Source organism: Agrobacterium sp. T29 (genome assembly GCF_006970545.1).
In the GTDB taxonomy this organism is placed as follows: domain Bacteria; phylum Pseudomonadota; class Alphaproteobacteria; order Rhizobiales; family Rhizobiaceae; genus Agrobacterium; species Agrobacterium leguminum.
In genome coordinates, this window is record NZ_CP040641.1 from 87708 (window position 1) to 105418 (window position 17711).

Here is a 17711-nt window from a genome sequence, read left to right on the forward strand (position 1 = left end):
AGCATCGCCCGAGCGAAGGGCCTTGAACGGATTGTCTCATAGCCGCTCGAGGCCGTATCGATCCAACAGGAGGAGGACACCATGGCCAAGGGTCAATTGCGCAGCAACAAGGAAATCCGCAAACCGAAGAAGGACAAGACGAAAGCACCTGCCGCGCCGCCCGCCGGTTCGCAGGTCAAGTTCGCAAACGCCACGACAGCGGATGCCAAAAAGAAATAAGCGTCGTGCGGGCCGGCATGTCATGGCGAATAAAAGTATCACCATGGATACCGGACTTGTTTTGGCCACATTGCCCATTTAGACAGCTCACATGGCAACTGCTGGTGAGCGCGAATGAAATCGACGTTCGCAGTTGTTTTAGTCGCTTCAGACTTTTGACCACGGATGTACTGGCACGGGTGTTGAGAGCGATATGAGGAAGGTCGGTGCAATATTGCCCCGGCCTTTTTTGTTGCCTGCGGCAGCGGCTACCGCATCTTCCGTCCGGGTTAGTGGAATTAACTTGCCTATTCCCCCTAAACGGCGCACGCTTTTTATCGGTAATTAAAGGGCGTTGCCGCCGTCAGGCCTGCTGCACTCCAAGCCCTGTCCCGCCCGCTGTCCGGCGGGAACGATCCGGAATTCACGCGACATGCATGACGGCACGGGCCGGGAACGGTTTCCCCGACCTCGCCCGCGTTTCAAGGCGTTGAAGCGTCCCCGCACCGCCTCTGGATGGTGGCGCGACGCTCCGGCTTTTGTGAACCTCACAGGAAAGGAGGGCGTCATGTCTTCCGCATATGAAAATTGCATCATCACATCGCAGGACCTGAAAATGCTCCAGTCAGTGCTGGAAGGTCTCGGTTATGATAGCCACACCATGGATGACGAAGTCATTCTCTACAACAATGCCGCCCGCAAGGTGATCCAGCTCTTTCAGGATGGCTTGACCGACCCCGCCGATATTTCGGAGGAAATGCTGTTCCTGTTCGGCGTTCACAAACATGAACGCGTCAAACCGTGGAAACCGCTGCCGCGTTACGCCATTCAGGGCCTGCCGCCTCTTTACCGGTGATTGGGCTTGCCGCCTTTTCGTGGCGGCCTTCAAAATCACCGATGAAAATAACGGCTTGGCAAAAGCCGTATATCAGGCAACACTGAAATTGAGCGTCCCGCGCGTGATCAGGCGCGTCCCGGGAAGCTTGGGTATGGAATGTGCACCCTGTGCGTTGCGGGACCATGACCGGTCCGCGCAAAGCTTCAGTTGTTTCCCATGCCGGTAAGTTTTGCGTCTGCGTGGAGGTGAGTATGACGTATGACTGGAGCGGCCGCAAAATGCGCCGCATGCGAGCGGCGAAACTGACGATCATCAGCCTCGTCGCAGCTTTCGTGCTGACTGCCCCGATTTTCGCCCATTATTGAGGTTTTCAGCCGCGCGGCAGGGTCATACCGGCTGGCGGATTTCGCTCCGCTTTCTCAACCGGTCCTTCAGCCATTTCTGAACAGGCTGATCGTAATGGACCGTCAGCCACCATGATAGGCACGTCGTGCCAATGAGGAAAACAATGCCGGCCGGCAAAGCGAGGTTTTCCCGGTGCACTGCGGGGATCAGAAGCTCCGTCCAGGCCAGAAGCGGAATGTGCAGCACATAGACCGCATAGGACGCCGTGCCGAGAAACACCGACACCATTCCCACCCCGCGCCCCGGAACCGTCTTGCTAGCGACGAACAGCAGCAGCGGCCAGACGATGAGGACAACCGCAAGATCGAAGAACGGCCGAAGCTCGCGCGACATCGGCACGGCCAGAATGAAACAGACCAGCAGAAGGCAAAGCGCCGCCTGAAAGGGTTTCAACTGCGGTACGCGATTGCGGAAACGGTAAATCAGCACGCCGGCAAAAAACGAGAAGAACACCCGCCCCATGCCGGCATACATTTCATGCCAGCGAAAACCGGCATGCAAACGGCCGAACTCGGCGGCAGCCACCATCAGCACAAGGGCGCTGACAATGAGCACCGCGGCGGTCTGTTTCGTCGTGGCCCGGACACCGAAGCGGGCGTAAAACGCATTCACCACCAGTTCGTTGAAAAGCGACCATGCCGGGCTGACGAGAAACAACGCACCGTTCAGGGTGAGCGTGAAGGGTGCCGGCAAAAAGAGCAGCCCCGTTACCAAGGCGAAAGCAAGCTCGCCGGGATCGATGGGACGATGCAGATCGTCGATCGGCGTCGGCAGGCCCAGCACGTAGAGACAGATGAAATAGGCCGCCATCAAGGCCAGCGCCAGCCCATAAAGAGGATAAAGACGTGCGAAGCGCGCCTTCATGAAAAAGCCTGGCGTAATCGCCCCTTCGGCCAGTTTCCGGCTATAGGCATGCGCGAGCACGAAACCGCTGAGCGCAAAGAACAGATCCACGGCGAGATAACTCGAAGCCGTGCTTTTCCCGAACAGATCCTCGGCGTGGCGGTGGACGATGAAAAGAGCGGCCACGCCCCTTATGCCGTCGAGCAATATGAAGCGTTCCGGAGACGACTGGACCATGGCATGAGGCTCGGTGTGGCTGACGGATTTAAGGTTCACAGGCAACGAGCTTTACCGCGTTGCGGTTCACCGCTGCCAGTCACAAACTGTTTAACGTGGCGAACGTCCCATATTATTATGGAATACTAACGGGTGACCGACACCCTTTCGCGGCTGCGAAAGGCGTGCTACGTCCGGATGTCATCGATCTTCCGAACCTTTGACTCTGTGCCCTGTCCTTTCGAAACTTCAGCTTGATTTCGCTTGGATATCTTCGGCGCAAATTCAGATGTGGCGGCGTTCGACGGCAGGCAACTTTCGCGGAGTCTCACCATGTCCACCATTGCAGAACGTATCAGAAAAATCATCGTGGACCAGCTTGGCGCAGACCCTGCCACCATCGTGGACGAGGCCAGTTTTGCTGACGATCTCGGTGCGGATTCGCTCGAGACCGTTCAGATCGTCATGGAAATCGAAGAGGAATTCGGGGTGGAAATTCCAGATTCCGCCGCAAGCACGATCCTGACCGTTGGCGACGCCATCCGCTTCGTCGAAAAAAACAAGGCGTGACGGGCGGGGGATTTACCCCGCAGACAAAGCCGCGACGGGATCGAGCTTCGACGCGTTGCGCGCCGGCAGATAACCGAAGACAACGCCGATCAGCGTCGAGCAGACGAAAGCGGCGATGATCGACGCCGTGGAATAGACCATGGCGAAATTGCTGCTGAAGGCGGAAAAAAGCGCGCCGAAGCCGAGGCTGCCGAGCACGCCCAGCGCACCGCCGATGATGCAGACCAGCACCGCTTCGATCAGGAACTGCCGCAGAATATCGGTGCGCCGTGCGCCCACCGCCATGCGCACACCGATTTCCGATACACGTTCGGACACAGAAACGAGCATGATGTTCATCACCCCGATGCCGCCGACCAGCAGCGAAATCACCGCAATGGCGGCAATCAGAAGGGTCAGCGTCTGCGTGGTGCTGGTGATCGTCTGGCGGATATCGTCGGTGTTGAGAATGTAGAAATCCCGTGTGCCGTGCCGCTGGGTCAGAAGCGTCGTCACCGCCTGTTCGGCGATTGAGGCATCGACATCGTCGGCCACCTGCACCGTGATGCTGCGCAGCGACAGGCTGCCGAGAAAGCGTGACTGGACAGCGGTATAGGGCAGGTAGAGCGACAGATTCTGGCTTGAGCCGAAACCACCCTGTTGCGCCTGCGTGACGCCAACGATGCGGGCCGGCACCTTGCCGATGAGAATGACCTGGCCGACAGGGCTACCGTCGAAATCCGCAAACAGCGATTTGCGGGTATTTTCGTCGATCACCACTTCCTGCGCCTTCTGCGCGACGCTTCCTCCATCGAAAAAGCGGCCCTGCGACAGCTTGGTGCCCTTGGCGACGAAATAGCGCTCGCTGACGCCGTTCACCAGCGCATTCGCCTCCTTCGCACCGAAACGCACCGTGCTGGAGGTCGAGACCGTCGGCGTCACTGCCGCGACATAGGATTGCTTGGCAAGCGCTTCGGCATCGGAAACGACGAGCGTGGTGATCTTGCCCGACCTTATGTCGCCGAAATCCTTGCCGGCGAAGATTTCCAGCGTGTTGGTGCCGAGGCTCGATATGTTCTGCAGCACCCGCTGCTGCGAACCCTGCCCCAGCGCCACGACGCTGATGACCGAGGCGATGCCGATGATGATGCCGAGCATGGTGAGAAAGGTGCGCAACTTGTGCGCCCGCATCGACAGAAGCGCCATGCGCAACGCCTCGCGCAGAGACGAAACGAGACCCGCGAGACTGGAAGACCCGCCGGAAACGGCAGCGGGTTTGGCATCGTTCTGCGGTACGGGCGTTGCATCCGTCCTGCGGTCGGAAATGATCGTGCCGTCGCTGATTTCGATGATCCGCCCGGCGCGTCTGGCAATCGACATGTCATGGGTAACGATGATGACGGTGCGGCCTTCGGCATGCAGCTCGCCGAGGATGCGCAGCACCTCGTCGCCGCTGGCGCTGTCGAGCGCGCCGGTCGGCTCGTCGGCAAGAATGATCTCGGCACCGTTCATGAGGGCGCGGGCGATGGAAACGCGCTGCTGCTGGCCGCCGGAAAGCTGGCCGGGACGGTGATCTAGGCGTTCCGCCATGCCGAGGCGGCCGAGCAGCCTTGCGGCATTGTGCCTGCGGTCGCCCTGCGTCTTGCCGGCATAGATCGCCGGAATTTCGACATTGCCGAGCGCCGTCAGTTCGGCGAGCAGGTGGTAGCGCTGGAAGATGAAGCCGAGATTTTCACGCCTGAGCGCCGAAAGCGCGTCGGCATCGAGATTGCCCGTTTCCCGGCCCCTGATGCTGTAGCTACCCGATGTCGGGCGGTCGAGGCAGCCGAGAATATTCATCAGCGTCGACTTGCCCGACCCGGACGCGCCGACGATCGCCACCATCTCACCGGCCTCGATGGTGAGGTCGATATTCTTGAGCACGCTGATCGTGCCTTCGCCGGAGGGATAATCCCGCCGCACGGATTTAAGCGAAATCAAAGGTTCAGCCATGGTTCAAAGCCCCATCGGCGGGCCGCCCGGCCCCGGCATGGCGTTTGCGGTGGTGTCGGTGGAACGCTCGCCGGTCACCACGTGCTCATTCTCGGCAAGGCCGGAACGCACTTCCGCCGTGACCTTGTTGTTGAGCCCGATTTCGACCTTGCGCTCGGAAACCCTGCCATCGGCGCCGGCCACACGCACCGCATAGCTGCCGTCGCTGTCCATGCTGCCAAGGGCCGCCGAGGGGACGGTCAGCACGTCCTTCGCTTCGCCGAGAACGATATGAACCTCCGCCGTCATGTAGGTGCGCAGCTTGCCTTCCGGGTTCGGCACTTCGAACACGCCATTATAATAGATCGCCTCGGAGGACGACGTGCTGGAAGAGGATGAGCTGGAGGATGAAGAGGTCGAGGAACTGAAGCTGGAATCGCTGCGCACCGATTCCGGCGCCGGCTCTATCGAGGCGAGCGTCGCGTTGTAACGCTGCTGCGGCTCGCCGAGCACCGTGAAATAGACCGGCAGGTCCGGCCTGACCCGCGTTACATCCGCCTCGGAAATTTCCGTGCGCACCGTCATCCGGTCGAGCTGACCGAGGATGACGATGGTTGGCGCGGATTGGGTGGCATTGACGGTCTGCCCTTCCTGGCTGACGATCGACAGAACCGTGCCTTCGATGGGCGCGGTGATCTTGGTATAGCCGAGATTGGCCTCGGCCGTTTCCACCGCGACCTGCGCTTCCTCGATCTGGGCGTCGATGGCTTCGATCTGCGCCTCGGTGACGGCAAGGGCTGCGGTGGCGCTTTCGAAATCGGCGCGGGAGGCCGCGTTCTTCGACACCATCTCCTGCTGACGGGCAAGGCTCTGGCGGTTGAGAAGAAGCGTCGCCTGCTTCTCCACCCGTTGCGCCTTCACATTCGCCAGGGCCGCCTGCGCCGTGCGCAGACTGTTCGTCTGGGTAACGGAATCGATTTCGGCGATCAGATCGCCCGCCTTGACCGTATCGCCGAGCGCCACCTTGACGGCGGTGATGCGGCCCGAGGCCTGAGCGCCGACGGCGACCAGGCGAACGGGCTTCAGCGTTCCCGTCGCCAGCACCGTCTGCTCGATATCGCCGCGCGTCACCGGTGCGGTGATATAGCCGGGTGTGGCCGCCCGCGTATATTGCGAGGACAGCCAGTAGCCGCCCACGGCGAGAGCGACAACCGCCAGCAATGCACCTGCCTTGCGTGCCGTTTTCATATCGATGTCCTATCCAGCCGGTTCACTCGAAGGAAGAAACCGGCGTCATCTCGTGTTTTACGAGGATGAAACCCCTCTCCGCTTCGATCCATTCATAGGCAGAGGCCGATTTTCGCACCGCGGCCTTGCGGCAGGTGCTGCGAAGACGTCTGGAATCCGTTTTTCCGCGCTGATCCTTCGCACAGGCGGGCTGACGCCGCTGTTCATCCTGCCGGGATTTGGCTGCCGGCTGTTGCACGGGCTTGTCCTTTGCCACGGCCACCGACCAGGCAAAGCTCAAACCAAAAGCCGTTGCTAGCACCAGATAGAAATATCTCATCATCATCTTCCTGCTTGAAAATCACGCGGGGGATCGCAGGCGTGCGATCCCCCGGCTCCAGCCGTTGCCGGCTGATTTCCTCCTTTACTGGGGGGCAGATTAAAGGAGGAAACTTCGAATAGTTGCCTCAGCCCCGTTCCGCCTCGGGAACCGGCGGCCTCATATCGCCATGCGGGGGAGCAAAGCCGCCGCGCTCTGCGGGGCCATGACGCGGACCGGGAGGCGGAGGCGGCATCAGCGCACGCTCGAGTTCGGCAAGCTTCAGCACCTGCTGCGGCGAAAGCTTCGGTTTCAGCGCCGCAACGGCGTCCTGCAAGGCTTTGGCCTTTTCCGCCTTCTGCGCGATAATGCCTGCCAGCTCCTCTCCCGCAAGACGCGGCTCGGGCTTGGCCTTGCCTTCACCCGCCACCGGCGGACGCGGATTGCGCTCCGGACCGGGGGAAACGAGATCGATCAGCGCCGTGGTATAGGCGCGCCATGGACCGAGCTGCTCTGGCGTGACGCCGAGATAGATTTCGGCCGCCGAAAGCTTCGTCGCCAGCCCGAGAACATCCGGGCCGGGCATTCTGCGCATATGGGGCGGCAGCGGCCTTTCATCCGGACCACGATCCGGGCCGATGTCCGGGCCGAGATCGAGATTGGCGGGCGGCGGCGCAGCCTGTTCGGTCGCCTGGGGTGCGGGCGCATTCTCTTCCGTTGCCTGCGCGGCGGCGGAAACGCCGATAATTGCTGTCGCGATGACGGCGGTGGCCAGTAGCGAGTTTCTCATCTTACCTTCCTTCCGTTTTCCAACATGGAAGGACGATAGGTGCATCGCGTTTCCGGCTTTGGTCCGAATGTTTCCGGGCTGCTTCCGCAAACCGCCTATTTGTAACCGAATGTTGCCAGAACGGCCCCGGAAAGCTTTCGTTGCAAAAATCCGCCGTTTCTTTTCAGCGCTTATGTATAGTGGCATCAAAAGGTTGGACGATATGACGACAGTTTCGGTGACACATATATTGATCGTCGATGACGATCCGGAAATACGCACATTGCTCGCGAAATATCTCGGCTCGCAGGGGTTTCGCGTGTCGATGGCCGCCGACAGGCGTGAGTTCGAGGAAAAGATCGCCAGCTCCAATCCCGATCTCATCGTGCTCGACGTGATGCTGCCCGATGGCTCCGGCCTCGATATCTGCCGCGATCTGCAGGGTCGCCGGCCGCGCACGCCGGTCATTCTCCTGACTGCGCTGAAGGAAGATGTCGACCGGATCGTCGGGCTGGAAATCGGCGCCGACGACTATCTCGGCAAACCCTTCAATCCGCGCGAACTCACGGCGCGCATCAAGGCCGTGCTGCGCCGCGCCACGCCGCAGGAAGCCCCCCGCCCCTCATCCGCCGCCTATGGTTTTGCGGATTTCACCGCCGATCCCGAGCAGCGCTCCGTCATCCGCGCCAGCGGTGAAAAGATAGATTTGACGGGAGCGGAATTCGATTTGCTGAAAGTCTTTCTCGACAGGCCCGGCCGGCTGCTTTCCCGCGATCAGCTTCTCGATCTCACGCAGGGCAAGGATCGCGGCCCGTTCGACCGCTCCATCGACGTGCTGATGAGCCGGTTGCGCAAGAAGCTGGACGCCGACACGCAAACGCCGATCTTCAAGACCGTGCGCAATGGCGGTTACCAGATGACGGTTCAGGTCAAAACCCTGCCGGTGCAGCGATGAGCTCGCTTAAAAACCGCATCACGGCGCTGATGATCGTCTCCATCATCGCGGTCATCGCGCTTGCGACTTTTGTGGCCGACCGGACATTGCAGCCGCCGCCGCCCGACGCCACCATCGAGCCGCTGGCCCGCAGCCTCGCCTTTGCCGTGACCATGGCCGAGCGCGATCCCTCCCTGCAGCAGCCCGGCTATTTCCAGATCGAACAGAAGCCGCCGGAAGGCGATCTCGACGGCATGCTTTCGGAATTTCTGGAAAAGGCGCTGGCCCGCGTCGGAGAGCCGCGCACCGCCATGGTCATCCGCTCGCCGGGAAACCCTGCCCCCGTAGCGGCTATCGCGCTGGAAAAAGGCGGCTGGCTGGTTGCGGAAATTCCGCATATGGGTCCGCCGCCGGGCGGCTGGAAGATTTTCGGCATGTGGATCGGGCTGATCATCCTCGGCAGTGCCGCCGTTTCGATCTTTGCCGCCAGCAAGATCACCCGCCCGCTCGACATGCTGGAAAATGCCGCCGCCAGCATCGGGCCTGACGGTTCGCTGCCGCACCTACCGGAAACCGGACCGGGCGAAATCCGCGCCACCGCGCGGGCGCTGAACGAACTCGCGACCCGCCTGAAGGCGGCGATGGAAAGCCGCATGCGCCTCGTCGCCGCCGCCGGCCACGATCTCAGAACCCCGATGACCCGCATGCGGCTGAGGGCGGAATTCATCGAGAACGACGAGGAACGGGCCAAATGGCTGGCGGACCTCGAGGAGCTGGACGCCATCGCCGACAGCGCCATTCTTCTGGTGCGGGAAGAGGTCAGCCAGGACAGCGTCAAGACGATCGACATCGGCACGCTTCTCAGCGAAATCGTCAGCGATGTTTCCGATCTTGGTCATGCGGGCGCGCTCGACTTCATCGAGCCGGAAGCCGCCATGACCATCAAGGCGGCACCGCTGGCGCTGAAGAGAGCCCTGCGCAACCTCATCCTGAACGCCGTTACCCATGGCAAGAAGGCGCATATCGATCTGACCGGAGACGACAGCGAAATCGTCGTGACGATCAGGGACGAGGGCCCCGGCATTCCGCAGGAACTGATCGGGCGGGTTTTCGAGCCCTTCTTCCGGGTGGACCTCGCGCGGCGTAAATCAATCCCCGGCGTGGGTCTTGGTCTTGCCATCGCCAGGGAAATCATCGAGCGCTTCGGCGGCACGATCACCATTGCCAACCACAAGAAACAGGGCCTGATCCAGACCGTGATCTTCGCAAGGGCGGCGTGACGTCACGCCGCTGAAACAGCCTGCGCCTGCGGCTTGGCCAGAAGCAGGCTTTCGGCATAGGCCATCATCAGCGGCCCGACGCCCTTGGCATCGTCGGACACCACCGGCTCGGTCAGATAATATTCCGGCGTTCCATCGCGATAATTGCCCTCGAAGCCGCCGAGGCCCGCGACATGAACGATGCCGGTGAGGCGGGTCACGCCCTCTTCATCGGCTTTCAGCCGCGTTTCCAGAAGCGCCTCAAGCGCGCGACGACCCGCCGAAAGGGCGGCATCCGCCTCTTCGCCCTGCACGAGCTTCAACCGCACTGCGTGCAGCAAGGCATAGGCAAACATGGCCGAGGCGGATGTTTCCTCGTAATTGCCCGCAAGGCCCGGATTGTCGAGAACCTGCATCCAGAGCCCTGTCTCGGTCTGCCGTGCGATGATGCCGGCCAGAAGCGACTGCGTCTTGTTGCGAAGCGCCGCCGTCGCGCCGTCATCCGGCAGGATGGCCAGCGCGTCCACCAGCGCCATGGCGAGCCAGCCGACCGCACGCGCCCATATGGCGGGAGACTTGCCGCTTTGAGGATCGGCCCAACGCTGGCTGCGGCTGTCGTCGTAACCATGGGCATAGAGCCCCCCGCTATCCTCCGTCGCCGCGAGCGCCGCTGAAAACTGCCGCAGCGCATCGTCGATCAGTTCCGCCCGGCCCGTCGCCTGCGCATATTCGATCTGGAAAGGAAGCCCCATGTAAAGCCCGTCCAGCCAGACCTGATGCGGATAACGCTTCTTGTGCCAGTAATTCCCGGATGCGATGCGCGGATGGCTGCGCAGTTGCCCTGCCAGATGTTCCGCCGCAGCGAGGTAACGCGGATCGCCCGTTTCCGCCGCAAGGGGAAAGAGGATACGGCCGGCGAGGATATGGTCGATATTATATTCCTGCGGATCGTAACCGGCGAGCGTGCCGTCTGGCGCTATCTGCGCATCGGCGAGACGATGCAGATGGTCGTTCCAGCGCGCTTCCCCGGTCGCCTCGAACAGCTGCTGCAGGCCACGATAGACGCATCCATCCTCATAACACCAGCTTCCGCCCTTGTAATGTTTATAGCGACTGGAGAATTGATCAAAATATTCAGTGGCTTTCATCGGTTCTCTCAATCGGAATCTGACACAATGGAAACGGAAGCGTCGCTCAAAAGGGCGGGATTATCGCAGACTATATGCGCCTGCTCGAAAACAATCGCCTCATGGCGCATGGGACGCACCCGGTCGGCCATGATCGGTGGCGTTGCGATGGCCGAAGGATCGCGCGAGACGATGGTGAGATTGCGGATGGCGATGTTGCGGATGGGCGCTTCGGCAAGACCCAGAAAAGCGCCGGCCGCATGGGAGAGATTGCGGATTTCGACATCCTCCACCGTAATGCCGTCGATAAAGGGCGTGCCGCCATCGACCGGCGCCGGGTTTCGCGACTGCACCCAGTCATCATGTCCATCGGCATCGCAATGGTAATGGGCATTGGCGGAAAGCGCGGTCTGCACGCCATCCAGCAGCACCCGGCGCATGGCGATGTTGCTGACGGTGCCGCCGCGCCCGCGCCGTGTCTTGAGACGCAGGCCACGATCCGTGCCGACCATGTCGCAATCCTCAACCGCCACATCATGCACGCCGCCGGACATTTCCGAACCGATCACCAGCCCGCCATGGCCGCGCTGCATCAGGCAATGGCGCACCCGAATGCCGCGCGTTTCCGCAAGATGATCGTCCTCGCCATCGGGGCCGCGCTTTCCCGCCTTCACCGCGATGCAATCGTCGCCGACGGAAAAGCGCACGCCTGATATCGTGACGTTACGGCAGCTCTCGGGGTTGAAACCATCGGTGTTCGGGCTGTCATGGGGTGCGACGATGCTGAGGCGGGCGGCGATCAAGTCTTCGCAGCCCTGCGGATGGATCGTCCAGGAGGCGGCGTTTCGGATGGTGAAACCAAGCAGGTTTGTCTTCCGGCAGGAAACGAGATGCAGGCCGCGTGGCCGGCGCGCACCATCGCGGGTTTCTTTCGGCCAGCTCCACCAGTCGCCGCTGTCGCCCGAACCATCGAGAACGCCCCTGCCCTCGATGACGAGATTGTCTGCCGCGATGGCGTGAACCGGCGCGGCGAAACAAGCGTCCGGCAAGCCTTCCCAGCTTCCGAGCACACGGCCTGCCTCATCGCGGGCAGGCAGGATCGGCCAGCCCTTGCGGGTGGAGGGCGCGCGCAGCACGGCTCCTTCGGCAAGGTGGAAGGTCATGTTGCTTTTCAGGCGAACGGGAAAGGCTGTCCAGAGACCGGCCCCGAGACGCAACGTGGCGCCGTGCGGCACCGCGGCCACGGCCCTTTCCAGCGCCTGTGCATTGGCGCGCGCGCGTGTCTCATCATCGAGCGCAACATCCGGCATCAGGGAAAATTCCGCAGCCTCGACAAGCCCGGCACAGGGGGCGGTTCTGAACTCCAGCCGTCCAAACCCCTCCGCTTCGAAGACATAGCGCGTATCCGGGGAAAGATCATGCAGCAGCGTCACCACGGTCGCGGTTTCACCGCGCCGCTCGTCGCCATCCGCCGACGTCAGACGCCATGCCGTTTTGGACGGAAGGAAATAGCGAGCGCCGGGAGCGGCAAGGCAAAGCGCTGCCGTTCGCGCCGAAGACGCGATGATAAGGGGTTCGTTCATGCTCTTTTCTCGTCTTTGGTGCCTGTCCGGCCAAGCCCTTGGCGGACATGCCTCACATCATCCGGCAGCCGGATAGGGAGCCCGCCGCCATGGAGGCGGCAGGCCATTGTCGTCAATCGAACTTGGCAAGAACATCGTTGGTCGTATCGATGATCTGCTCGGCCGCCTCTTCCGCCGTCAGCTGGCCATAGGCATATTCCTCAAGCGTATCGATGAAGCCCGAGCGGATTTCAGGATGTTCGTTGAAGGGTGACACCACCGGTCCCGATGCCGCCATGACGATGGCGTTGGCGGCCCGCACTTCCGGCTCGCCCTTGTCCCCCAGACGCGCCGCAGCGGCCTTCGAGGCGGGCAGGCCACGCGAGGTGCCGAGCGCATCGATGCCCTCAGGTTCGTTCAGCAGGCAGTTCAGGATTTGCGCGGCCGCTTCCGGGTTCCTGGAGTTTTTCGAGATCGAAAACACCATGGAAGGCTTGCGATAAACGCCTTCGGTCACGGCATCGGCAAGCTTCAGCATCGGGAACGGTTTCAGAACCTGCCCTTCCTTCAGCGGATCGGCATATTTCGAATAGGTCGAATCCCATTCATATGATCCGGCGATGCGGCCTTCCGACCAGGACGGCTTTTCATAGAGATTGACGTTACCATCGGCCGCTTCCTCTTTCTGCGAGCGGATGGAGCCGGTTTCGACCAGCTTGCCGACGAAAGAGATACCCTCGGCCAGTTCCTCCGGCGTCCAGGCGACGCGGTTGGTCCTGGGATCGACCAGATCCTTGCCGGTCTTCTGCACGACAGCCAGCGTCAGCAGAAGCTGGGCAGTCTCCTTCACGGCATTGAAGGTGTAATAGTCCTTGCCGAGCTTTTCCTTGATGGTCTTGGTTGCCGCGAAAAATTCGTCCCAGGTCTTCGGAATTTCCACGCCGGCCTTTTCGAAAGTGGTGGCGTTGAAGAAGAAGACGCGGCCGGTAGTGGAAACGGAAAGCCCCTGCAACACGCCGTTCATCGAACCGGCGTCCAGATCGCTCTCGGCCCATTGCGAAAGATCCAGCGGCTTCAGTTGGCGCAGATCGGCAAAACCTTCGCCGTTCTTGGAAAACAGCGGCAGCCAAGGCCAGTTGACCTGAACGATATCGGCCTCCGTCTTGCCCGCCATCTGCGTGGTGAGCTTTTCCAGATAGCCATCGAAGCCGGTGAATTCGCCCTTGACGGTGTGACCGTATTTCTCACCACAGGCGGCAATGGCCTTCTGGGTGGCGACGTGGCGGCTTTCGCCGCCCCACCACGACATGCGCAGTTCCGCAGCACCCGCCGCCGGAGCCGTCGCTATCGCCACATAAGCGGCGCCGGCGAGCATCGCCATCATTCTTGTCATCGTCTTCATTGTTCTTCTCCTCCTCGAAAAATCAGGCACGCCCGTCCCCTCCTCACAGCGAGACGTTGCGGCCATCGGCCTTGTCGAAAATATGCAGCTTCTCAGGGTCCGGCTTCAGCCGCAGGATGCCGTCGCGCCCGAGCGCCTCGAACTCTGCCGCACCGACCACGCTCACCAGCTTCTGGCCGCCGAGATCGGCGTGCAGATAGACCTCGTGGCCCATGAATTCCGCATTGGTGAGTTTCGCCTGCAGCGCCGGGCCATCGGCTTCTCCCGCCAGCGAAAGATGCTGCGGGCGGATGCCGATGACGGCGTCTGCAGGTCTGGCCGAGAGCCGTTGCTCCAGATGCGTACCGATGGGCAGCCGCTGGCCGGCGATGACGAATTCCGCGCCGTCGATTGCCACATCCACCAGGTTCATTTCCGGCGTGCCGATGAAACCGGCGACGAAAAGATTGGCGGGATGGTTATAAAGCTCCTTCGGCGTCGCGACCTGCATGATGCGACCCGCCTGCATGACGCAGATACGGTCGCCCATAGTCATGGCCTCCGTCTGGTCATGGGTGACGTAAATGACCGTCGAAGACAGGCCTTCCGCTTTCAACTGGCGATGCAGATCGGTGATGCGCACCCGCATGGAGGCGCGCAGCTTGGCATCGAGATTGGACAGCGGCTCATCGAACAGGAACACGCCGGGCTTCTTGATGAGCGCGCGGCCCAGCGCCACACGCTGCGCCTGTCCGCCGGAAAGCTGTTTCGGCAGACGGTCGAGCAGCGGCTCGATTTCGAGAATGCGCGCGACATTGTCGATTGCCTTTTCGATCTCTGGCCTGGCGACACCGGCGATCTTTAGGCCGAAGGCGAGATTGCCGCGCACCTTCATATGCGGATAAAGCGCATAATTCTGGAAGACCATGGCGATGGAGCGCTTGCCGGGCGGCAGGTCGTTGACGCGCTGGTCGCCGATCAGGATTTCGCCGCCGGTGATTTCCTCCAGCCCCGCCACCATGCGCAGCGTCGTGGATTTGGCGCAGCCGGAGGGGCCGACGAACACCATGAACTCACCATCCTCGACCTCGAGATTGATGCCGTGCACGGCCTTGAAGCTGCCGCCATAGACTTTTTCGAGATTTTTAAGTTGAACGCTTGCCATTTTCAGCCCTTGACCCCGCCAGACGAGATCCCTTCAATGAAATACCGTTGCGCCGCGAAGAACACGATCAGCGCAGGCGCGATCGTCAGCACCGACATCGCCAGGATGCGGTTCCATTCGAAGGCTTCGGTGGTGTCGATGGAGAGTTTGAGCGCAAGGCTCACCGGATATTTGTCGACCGAGGACAGGTAGATCAGCGGCCCGAGGAAATCGTTCATCGTCCACATGAACTGGAACAGGCAAACCGAGATCAGCGCCGGCGCCAGCATTGGCACGACGATGTAAATCAGCGTCTGCAGGCTGTTGGCGCCATCCACCCGGGCGGCCTCTTCCATGTCCGAAGGCAGCGAGCGCAGGAACTGCACCAGCATGAAAACGAAGAAGGCATCGCCGGCGAGCGCCGAGGGCACCCAGAGCGGCAGGAAACTGTCCAGCCAGCCGAGATCGCGAAACAGGATATATTGCGGAATGCGGGTGACGACATTCGGCAGCAGCAGGATGGCGATGACCGAGCCGAACAGGATCTTCTTCAGCGGAAAATCGAAGCGGGCAAAGGCATAGGCCGCCATGGTGCAGGAAATCGCCGTGCCGATGACTTTCGGCAGGATGATCAGGAACGAATTCCAGAAGAACCGACCGAATGTATAGGGCGTCGAGGTTTCCCAGCCGCGAATATAGCCGTCCAGCGTCGGATTATCGGGGATGAAGCCGGCGCCGGAGAAGATTTCCGAATTGGTCTTGAAGCTCGCGCCCACCAGCCAGATCAGCGGATAGAGCATGACGAGGCCGACTGCGAAGAGAAGCACGTAACGGACAGAGGTGGAGACGAGCCTCAGCCGCGCCCGGCGGGCCGCCTGCATGTCGTTCAGGGTTGCGATATCGGTCATGGCATCAGTTCCGCTTGTCGCCGGCGTAATAGACCCACTTCTTCGAGGACCAGAAGGCCACGAGGGTCAGCACGGTGATGATGGTGAAGAGCACCCAGGCGATGGCGGAGGCATAGCCCATGTTGAACTTCTTGAAGGCCTCGTCATAGATGTAAAGAGGCAAGAGATAAGTGGACTTCAGCGGCCCGCCCTGGGTGATGATGTAAGGCCCGTTGAACTCCTGGAATGCCTGAACCATCTGCATGATGAGGTTGAAGAAGATCACCGGCGTCAGAAGCGGCAGCGTGATGAAGAAGAATGTTCTCACCTTGCCCGCGCCATCGATGGCCGCGGCCTCGTAAAGCGACTTGTCGATGGATTGCAGCGCGGCGAGAAAGATCACCATGGCCGAACCGAACTGCCAGCAGCGCAACAGCGTGATGGTGAAAAGCGCGTTGCCCGGATCGCCGAACCAATCCACCGGCGACAGGCCGATGGCGGCCAGCGCCATATTGGCAAGCCCCTCGCTTGCGAAGATGTAGCGCCACAGAACCGCAATCGCGATGGAGCCGCCGAGAATGGACGGCACGTAAAAGGCGGTACGGAAGAAGTTGATGAATTGCAGCTTATAATTGAGTATGGCCGCAATGAACAGCGCGAAGGCAAGCTTCAGCGGCACCGTCAGAAACACGTAGAACAGGGTAACGTTCAGCGATTTCATGAAGGTGCGGTCGCGGGTGAACAGCCGCTCGTAATTGGCCAGCCCCGCCCAGCTGGGATCGCTCATCAGGTCGTAACGGGTGAAGCTGAGATAGAGCGAGCCGAGGAACGGGATGGCCGTGAAGACCAGAAGCCCGACGATATAAGGCGTCAGATATCCCAGCCCGAGGAAGCGCTGAGATTTCATAATGCTCCTCCCCGCGTCCCGGTGGAACGCGAATGACAGAATACAATTTCGTACAAGTGATTCTCCCGGAACGGCCGGCGGCACGCGCGCGATGGCGCAATCTCTCGCCGCGACCGATCTCCTCCCTCATTGATACGGCGCGTAAAAGCAATTTATGCGGTGACAAAACCAAATTTCCGCGCCAAGGTGAATTAACAAAGATGAGGAAAAAGATGGACGAAATCGAAGGTGGCATTCTATCGTCCGTTCCGCCTGCGGCGCTCAACCTCAACCTGACGCGCGCAACGATCAAGATGGAGCATTCGCGCACCTGGCAGATCGACAAATCCAACCAGGTGGACGATCTCATCATCTGCCTGGAAGGGCGCGGGCATTATCTCGTCGATGGCGAGGCGCGGGTGCTGGAGCCGGGTGACGCCATGCTGATTTTCCGGGGGCAGCGCTTTGTCGGCTGGAACGAGCAGGCCGTCACCTATCGCGGCGTGGCGCAGCATTTCACGCTGGATATTTACGGCCGCCACAACCTGATCGCGCAGATGGACCTGAAGCCCAAAGTGAGGCTGAGCCGCTGGCCGCTGCTGGAACCGCTGGTGCGCCACTACCGGCAGAGCGCCCCGCCCTCCTCCGTCACGCTTGGCCAGCACCATCTTTTCATGGTGCTTCTCATCGCCTTCATCGACGACGCCTTCCTCGGATGGGTCGACCGGCCGAGTTTCCAGCCGGAGGGCACGGAAGGCCTCGACCTTGCGGTGATGAAGGCGATCACCATGATTTCGGCCAATCCGCTCGACCCCGACATTGCCGGCCGGGCAACCGAGGCGGCTCCCTATAATCGCGATTATTTTCTGCGCGAATTCCAGAAACGGGTGGGACGGACGCCACGTAAATATCAGGAGTTCAAACGCATGGAACGCGCCATGCATTTTCTCGAGGCGGGGCTTTCGGTCTCGGCAGCGGCCGCCGAAGTGGGCTATGGCGATCCCTATTATTTCTCACGCATGTTCAAACGGACATTGGGTTTAAGCCCGCGCGACCATATGAACCGCATACGCCGCAGCCGGCATGGCAATCTGATGGCCTTTGACGAACACGAACAGCAGCGGCTGCTTGCCACTGAAACGGAAAAGGCCCCGGCATAGCGGGGCCTTGCTGCGATGGAGTCCGGTCATCCCGAA

Annotated in this window: 17 protein-coding genes; 6 read left to right on the forward strand and 11 right to left on the reverse strand. The window is 61.0% G+C overall.

The genetic code is table 11. The features are described 5' to 3' along the window. The first annotated feature begins 81 nt into the window (after nt 1–81). A complete protein-coding gene (locus FGF54_RS27255) occupies nt 82–219 on the forward strand; it encodes a hypothetical protein (protein WP_020809401.1) in 138 nt (45 codons plus the stop codon). A gap of 547 nt (nt 220–766) precedes the next feature. Beyond that, nucleotides 767–1054: a hypothetical protein gene (locus FGF54_RS15425; protein WP_059757116.1), complete on the forward strand. Its 288-nt coding sequence runs from the start codon at nt 767–769 to the stop codon at nt 1052–1054. A 369-nt stretch (nt 1055–1423) separates the two neighbouring features. Here FGF54_RS15425 and FGF54_RS15430 read toward each other — a convergent pair whose 3' ends face one another. Then, nucleotides 1424–2521 (reverse strand): acyltransferase, encoded by a 1098-nt coding sequence (locus FGF54_RS15430; RefSeq protein ID WP_142780315.1) that lies wholly within the window; start codon nt 2519–2521, stop codon nt 1424–1426. Between the two features lie 312 nt (nt 2522–2833). Here FGF54_RS15430 and FGF54_RS15435 point away from each other — a divergent pair, with 312 nt between their 5' ends. After that, a complete protein-coding gene (locus tag FGF54_RS15435; RefSeq protein ID WP_003520197.1) occupies nt 2834–3070 on the forward strand; it encodes an acyl carrier protein in 237 nt (78 codons plus the stop codon). A 12-nt stretch (nt 3071–3082) separates the two neighbouring features. Here FGF54_RS15435 and FGF54_RS15440 read toward each other — a convergent pair whose 3' ends face one another. From FGF54_RS15440 to FGF54_RS15455, 4 genes are all read right to left on the reverse strand, one after another. Next, nucleotides 3083–5041, reverse strand: coding sequence for a MacB family efflux pump subunit (locus FGF54_RS15440; protein WP_142780316.1), 1959 nt, complete (start codon nt 5039–5041; stop codon nt 3083–3085). 3 nt (nt 5042–5044) lie between these two features. Continuing rightward, the gene (locus FGF54_RS15445) at nt 5045–6268 is read right to left on the reverse strand and encodes an efflux RND transporter periplasmic adaptor subunit (protein ID WP_142780317.1); all 1224 of its coding nucleotides are present in this window, start codon (nt 6266–6268) and stop codon (nt 5045–5047) included. Between the two features lie 22 nt (nt 6269–6290). Continuing rightward, entirely contained in the window at nt 6291–6587 is a 297-nt protein-coding gene (locus FGF54_RS15450) for a hypothetical protein (protein ID WP_142781543.1), read from the reverse strand. Between the two features lie 127 nt (nt 6588–6714). Further along, on the reverse strand, nt 6715–7356 hold the full coding sequence (locus FGF54_RS15455) for a hypothetical protein (protein WP_142780318.1): 642 nt from the start codon (nt 7354–7356) through the stop codon (nt 6715–6717). A 202-nt stretch (nt 7357–7558) separates the two neighbouring features. On the opposite strand from FGF54_RS15455, the gene FGF54_RS15460 reads away from it, so the two are divergent. Beyond that, nucleotides 7559–8290, forward strand: coding sequence for a response regulator (locus tag FGF54_RS15460; protein WP_210247435.1), 732 nt, complete (start codon nt 7559–7561; stop codon nt 8288–8290). Next, a complete protein-coding gene (locus FGF54_RS15465; RefSeq protein WP_142780320.1) occupies nt 8287–9549 on the forward strand; it encodes an ATP-binding protein in 1263 nt (420 codons plus the stop codon). The genes FGF54_RS15460 and FGF54_RS15465 overlap by 4 nt, the downstream gene beginning before the upstream one ends. A 2-nt stretch (nt 9550–9551) precedes the next feature. Here FGF54_RS15465 and FGF54_RS15470 read toward each other — a convergent pair whose 3' ends face one another. From FGF54_RS15470 to FGF54_RS15495, 6 genes are all read right to left on the reverse strand, one after another. Beyond that, on the reverse strand, nt 9552–10676 hold the full coding sequence (locus tag FGF54_RS15470; protein WP_142780321.1) for a glycoside hydrolase family 105 protein: 1125 nt from the start codon (nt 10674–10676) through the stop codon (nt 9552–9554). 8 nt (nt 10677–10684) lie between these two features. Next, on the reverse strand, nt 10685–12238 hold the full coding sequence (locus FGF54_RS15475) for a glycoside hydrolase family 28 protein (protein WP_142780322.1): 1554 nt from the start codon (nt 12236–12238) through the stop codon (nt 10685–10687). A gap of 112 nt (nt 12239–12350) precedes the next feature. Continuing rightward, nucleotides 12351–13619, reverse strand: a complete 1269-nt coding sequence (locus FGF54_RS15480) for an ABC transporter substrate-binding protein (RefSeq protein ID WP_142780323.1) — start codon at nt 13617–13619, stop codon at nt 12351–12353. A gap of 43 nt (nt 13620–13662) precedes the next feature. Continuing rightward, nucleotides 13663–14763, reverse strand: a complete 1101-nt coding sequence (locus FGF54_RS15485; protein WP_142780324.1) for an ABC transporter ATP-binding protein — start codon at nt 14761–14763, stop codon at nt 13663–13665. A 2-nt stretch (nt 14764–14765) separates the two neighbouring features. Next, nucleotides 14766–15650: a carbohydrate ABC transporter permease gene (locus FGF54_RS15490; RefSeq protein WP_142780325.1), complete on the reverse strand. Its 885-nt coding sequence runs from the start codon at nt 15648–15650 to the stop codon at nt 14766–14768. A gap of 4 nt (nt 15651–15654) precedes the next feature. Next, nucleotides 15655–16536 carry a carbohydrate ABC transporter permease gene (locus FGF54_RS15495; RefSeq protein WP_020812253.1) on the reverse strand — a complete coding sequence of 294 codons (882 nt, stop codon included), beginning with the start codon at nt 16534–16536 and terminating at the stop codon, nt 15655–15657. A 212-nt stretch (nt 16537–16748) separates the two neighbouring features. On the opposite strand from FGF54_RS15495, the gene FGF54_RS15500 reads away from it, so the two are divergent. Beyond that, nucleotides 16749–17675: an AraC family transcriptional regulator gene (locus FGF54_RS15500; protein WP_059757076.1), complete on the forward strand. Its 927-nt coding sequence runs from the start codon at nt 16749–16751 to the stop codon at nt 17673–17675. Nucleotides 17676–17711: the final 36 nt, after the last annotated feature.

Excerpts from the sequence above, each read along its gene's own strand:
- FGF54_RS27255 (WP_020809401.1), top strand. The coding sequence starts at position 82 with ATGGCCAAGGGTCAATTGCGCAGCAACAAGGAAATCCGCAAACCGAAG.
- FGF54_RS15425 (WP_059757116.1), top strand. The coding sequence starts at position 767 with ATGTCTTCCGCATATGAAAATTGCATCATCACATCGCAGGACCTGAAA.
- FGF54_RS15430 (WP_142780315.1), bottom strand. The coding sequence starts at position 2,521 with ATGGTCCAGTCGTCTCCGGAACGCTTCATATTGCTCGACGGCATAAGG.
- FGF54_RS15435 (WP_003520197.1), top strand. The coding sequence starts at position 2,834 with ATGTCCACCATTGCAGAACGTATCAGAAAAATCATCGTGGACCAGCTT.
- FGF54_RS15440 (WP_142780316.1), bottom strand. The coding sequence starts at position 5,041 with ATGGCTGAACCTTTGATTTCGCTTAAATCCGTGCGGCGGGATTATCCC.
- FGF54_RS15445 (WP_142780317.1), bottom strand. The coding sequence starts at position 6,268 with ATGAAAACGGCACGCAAGGCAGGTGCATTGCTGGCGGTTGTCGCTCTC.
- FGF54_RS15450 (WP_142781543.1), bottom strand. The coding sequence starts at position 6,587 with ATGAGATATTTCTATCTGGTGCTAGCAACGGCTTTTGGTTTGAGCTTT.
- FGF54_RS15455 (WP_142780318.1), bottom strand. The coding sequence starts at position 7,356 with ATGAGAAACTCGCTACTGGCCACCGCCGTCATCGCGACAGCAATTATC.
- FGF54_RS15460 (WP_210247435.1), top strand. The coding sequence starts at position 7,559 with ATGACGACAGTTTCGGTGACACATATATTGATCGTCGATGACGATCCG.
- FGF54_RS15465 (WP_142780320.1), top strand. The coding sequence starts at position 8,287 with ATGAGCTCGCTTAAAAACCGCATCACGGCGCTGATGATCGTCTCCATC.
- FGF54_RS15470 (WP_142780321.1), bottom strand. The coding sequence starts at position 10,676 with ATGAAAGCCACTGAATATTTTGATCAATTCTCCAGTCGCTATAAACAT.
- FGF54_RS15475 (WP_142780322.1), bottom strand. The coding sequence starts at position 12,238 with ATGAACGAACCCCTTATCATCGCGTCTTCGGCGCGAACGGCAGCGCTT.
- FGF54_RS15480 (WP_142780323.1), bottom strand. The coding sequence starts at position 13,619 with ATGAAGACGATGACAAGAATGATGGCGATGCTCGCCGGCGCCGCTTAT.
- FGF54_RS15485 (WP_142780324.1), bottom strand. The coding sequence starts at position 14,763 with ATGGCAAGCGTTCAACTTAAAAATCTCGAAAAAGTCTATGGCGGCAGC.
- FGF54_RS15490 (WP_142780325.1), bottom strand. The coding sequence starts at position 15,650 with ATGACCGATATCGCAACCCTGAACGACATGCAGGCGGCCCGCCGGGCG.
- FGF54_RS15495 (WP_020812253.1), bottom strand. The coding sequence starts at position 16,536 with ATGAAATCTCAGCGCTTCCTCGGGCTGGGATATCTGACGCCTTATATC.
- FGF54_RS15500 (WP_059757076.1), top strand. The coding sequence starts at position 16,749 with ATGGACGAAATCGAAGGTGGCATTCTATCGTCCGTTCCGCCTGCGGCG.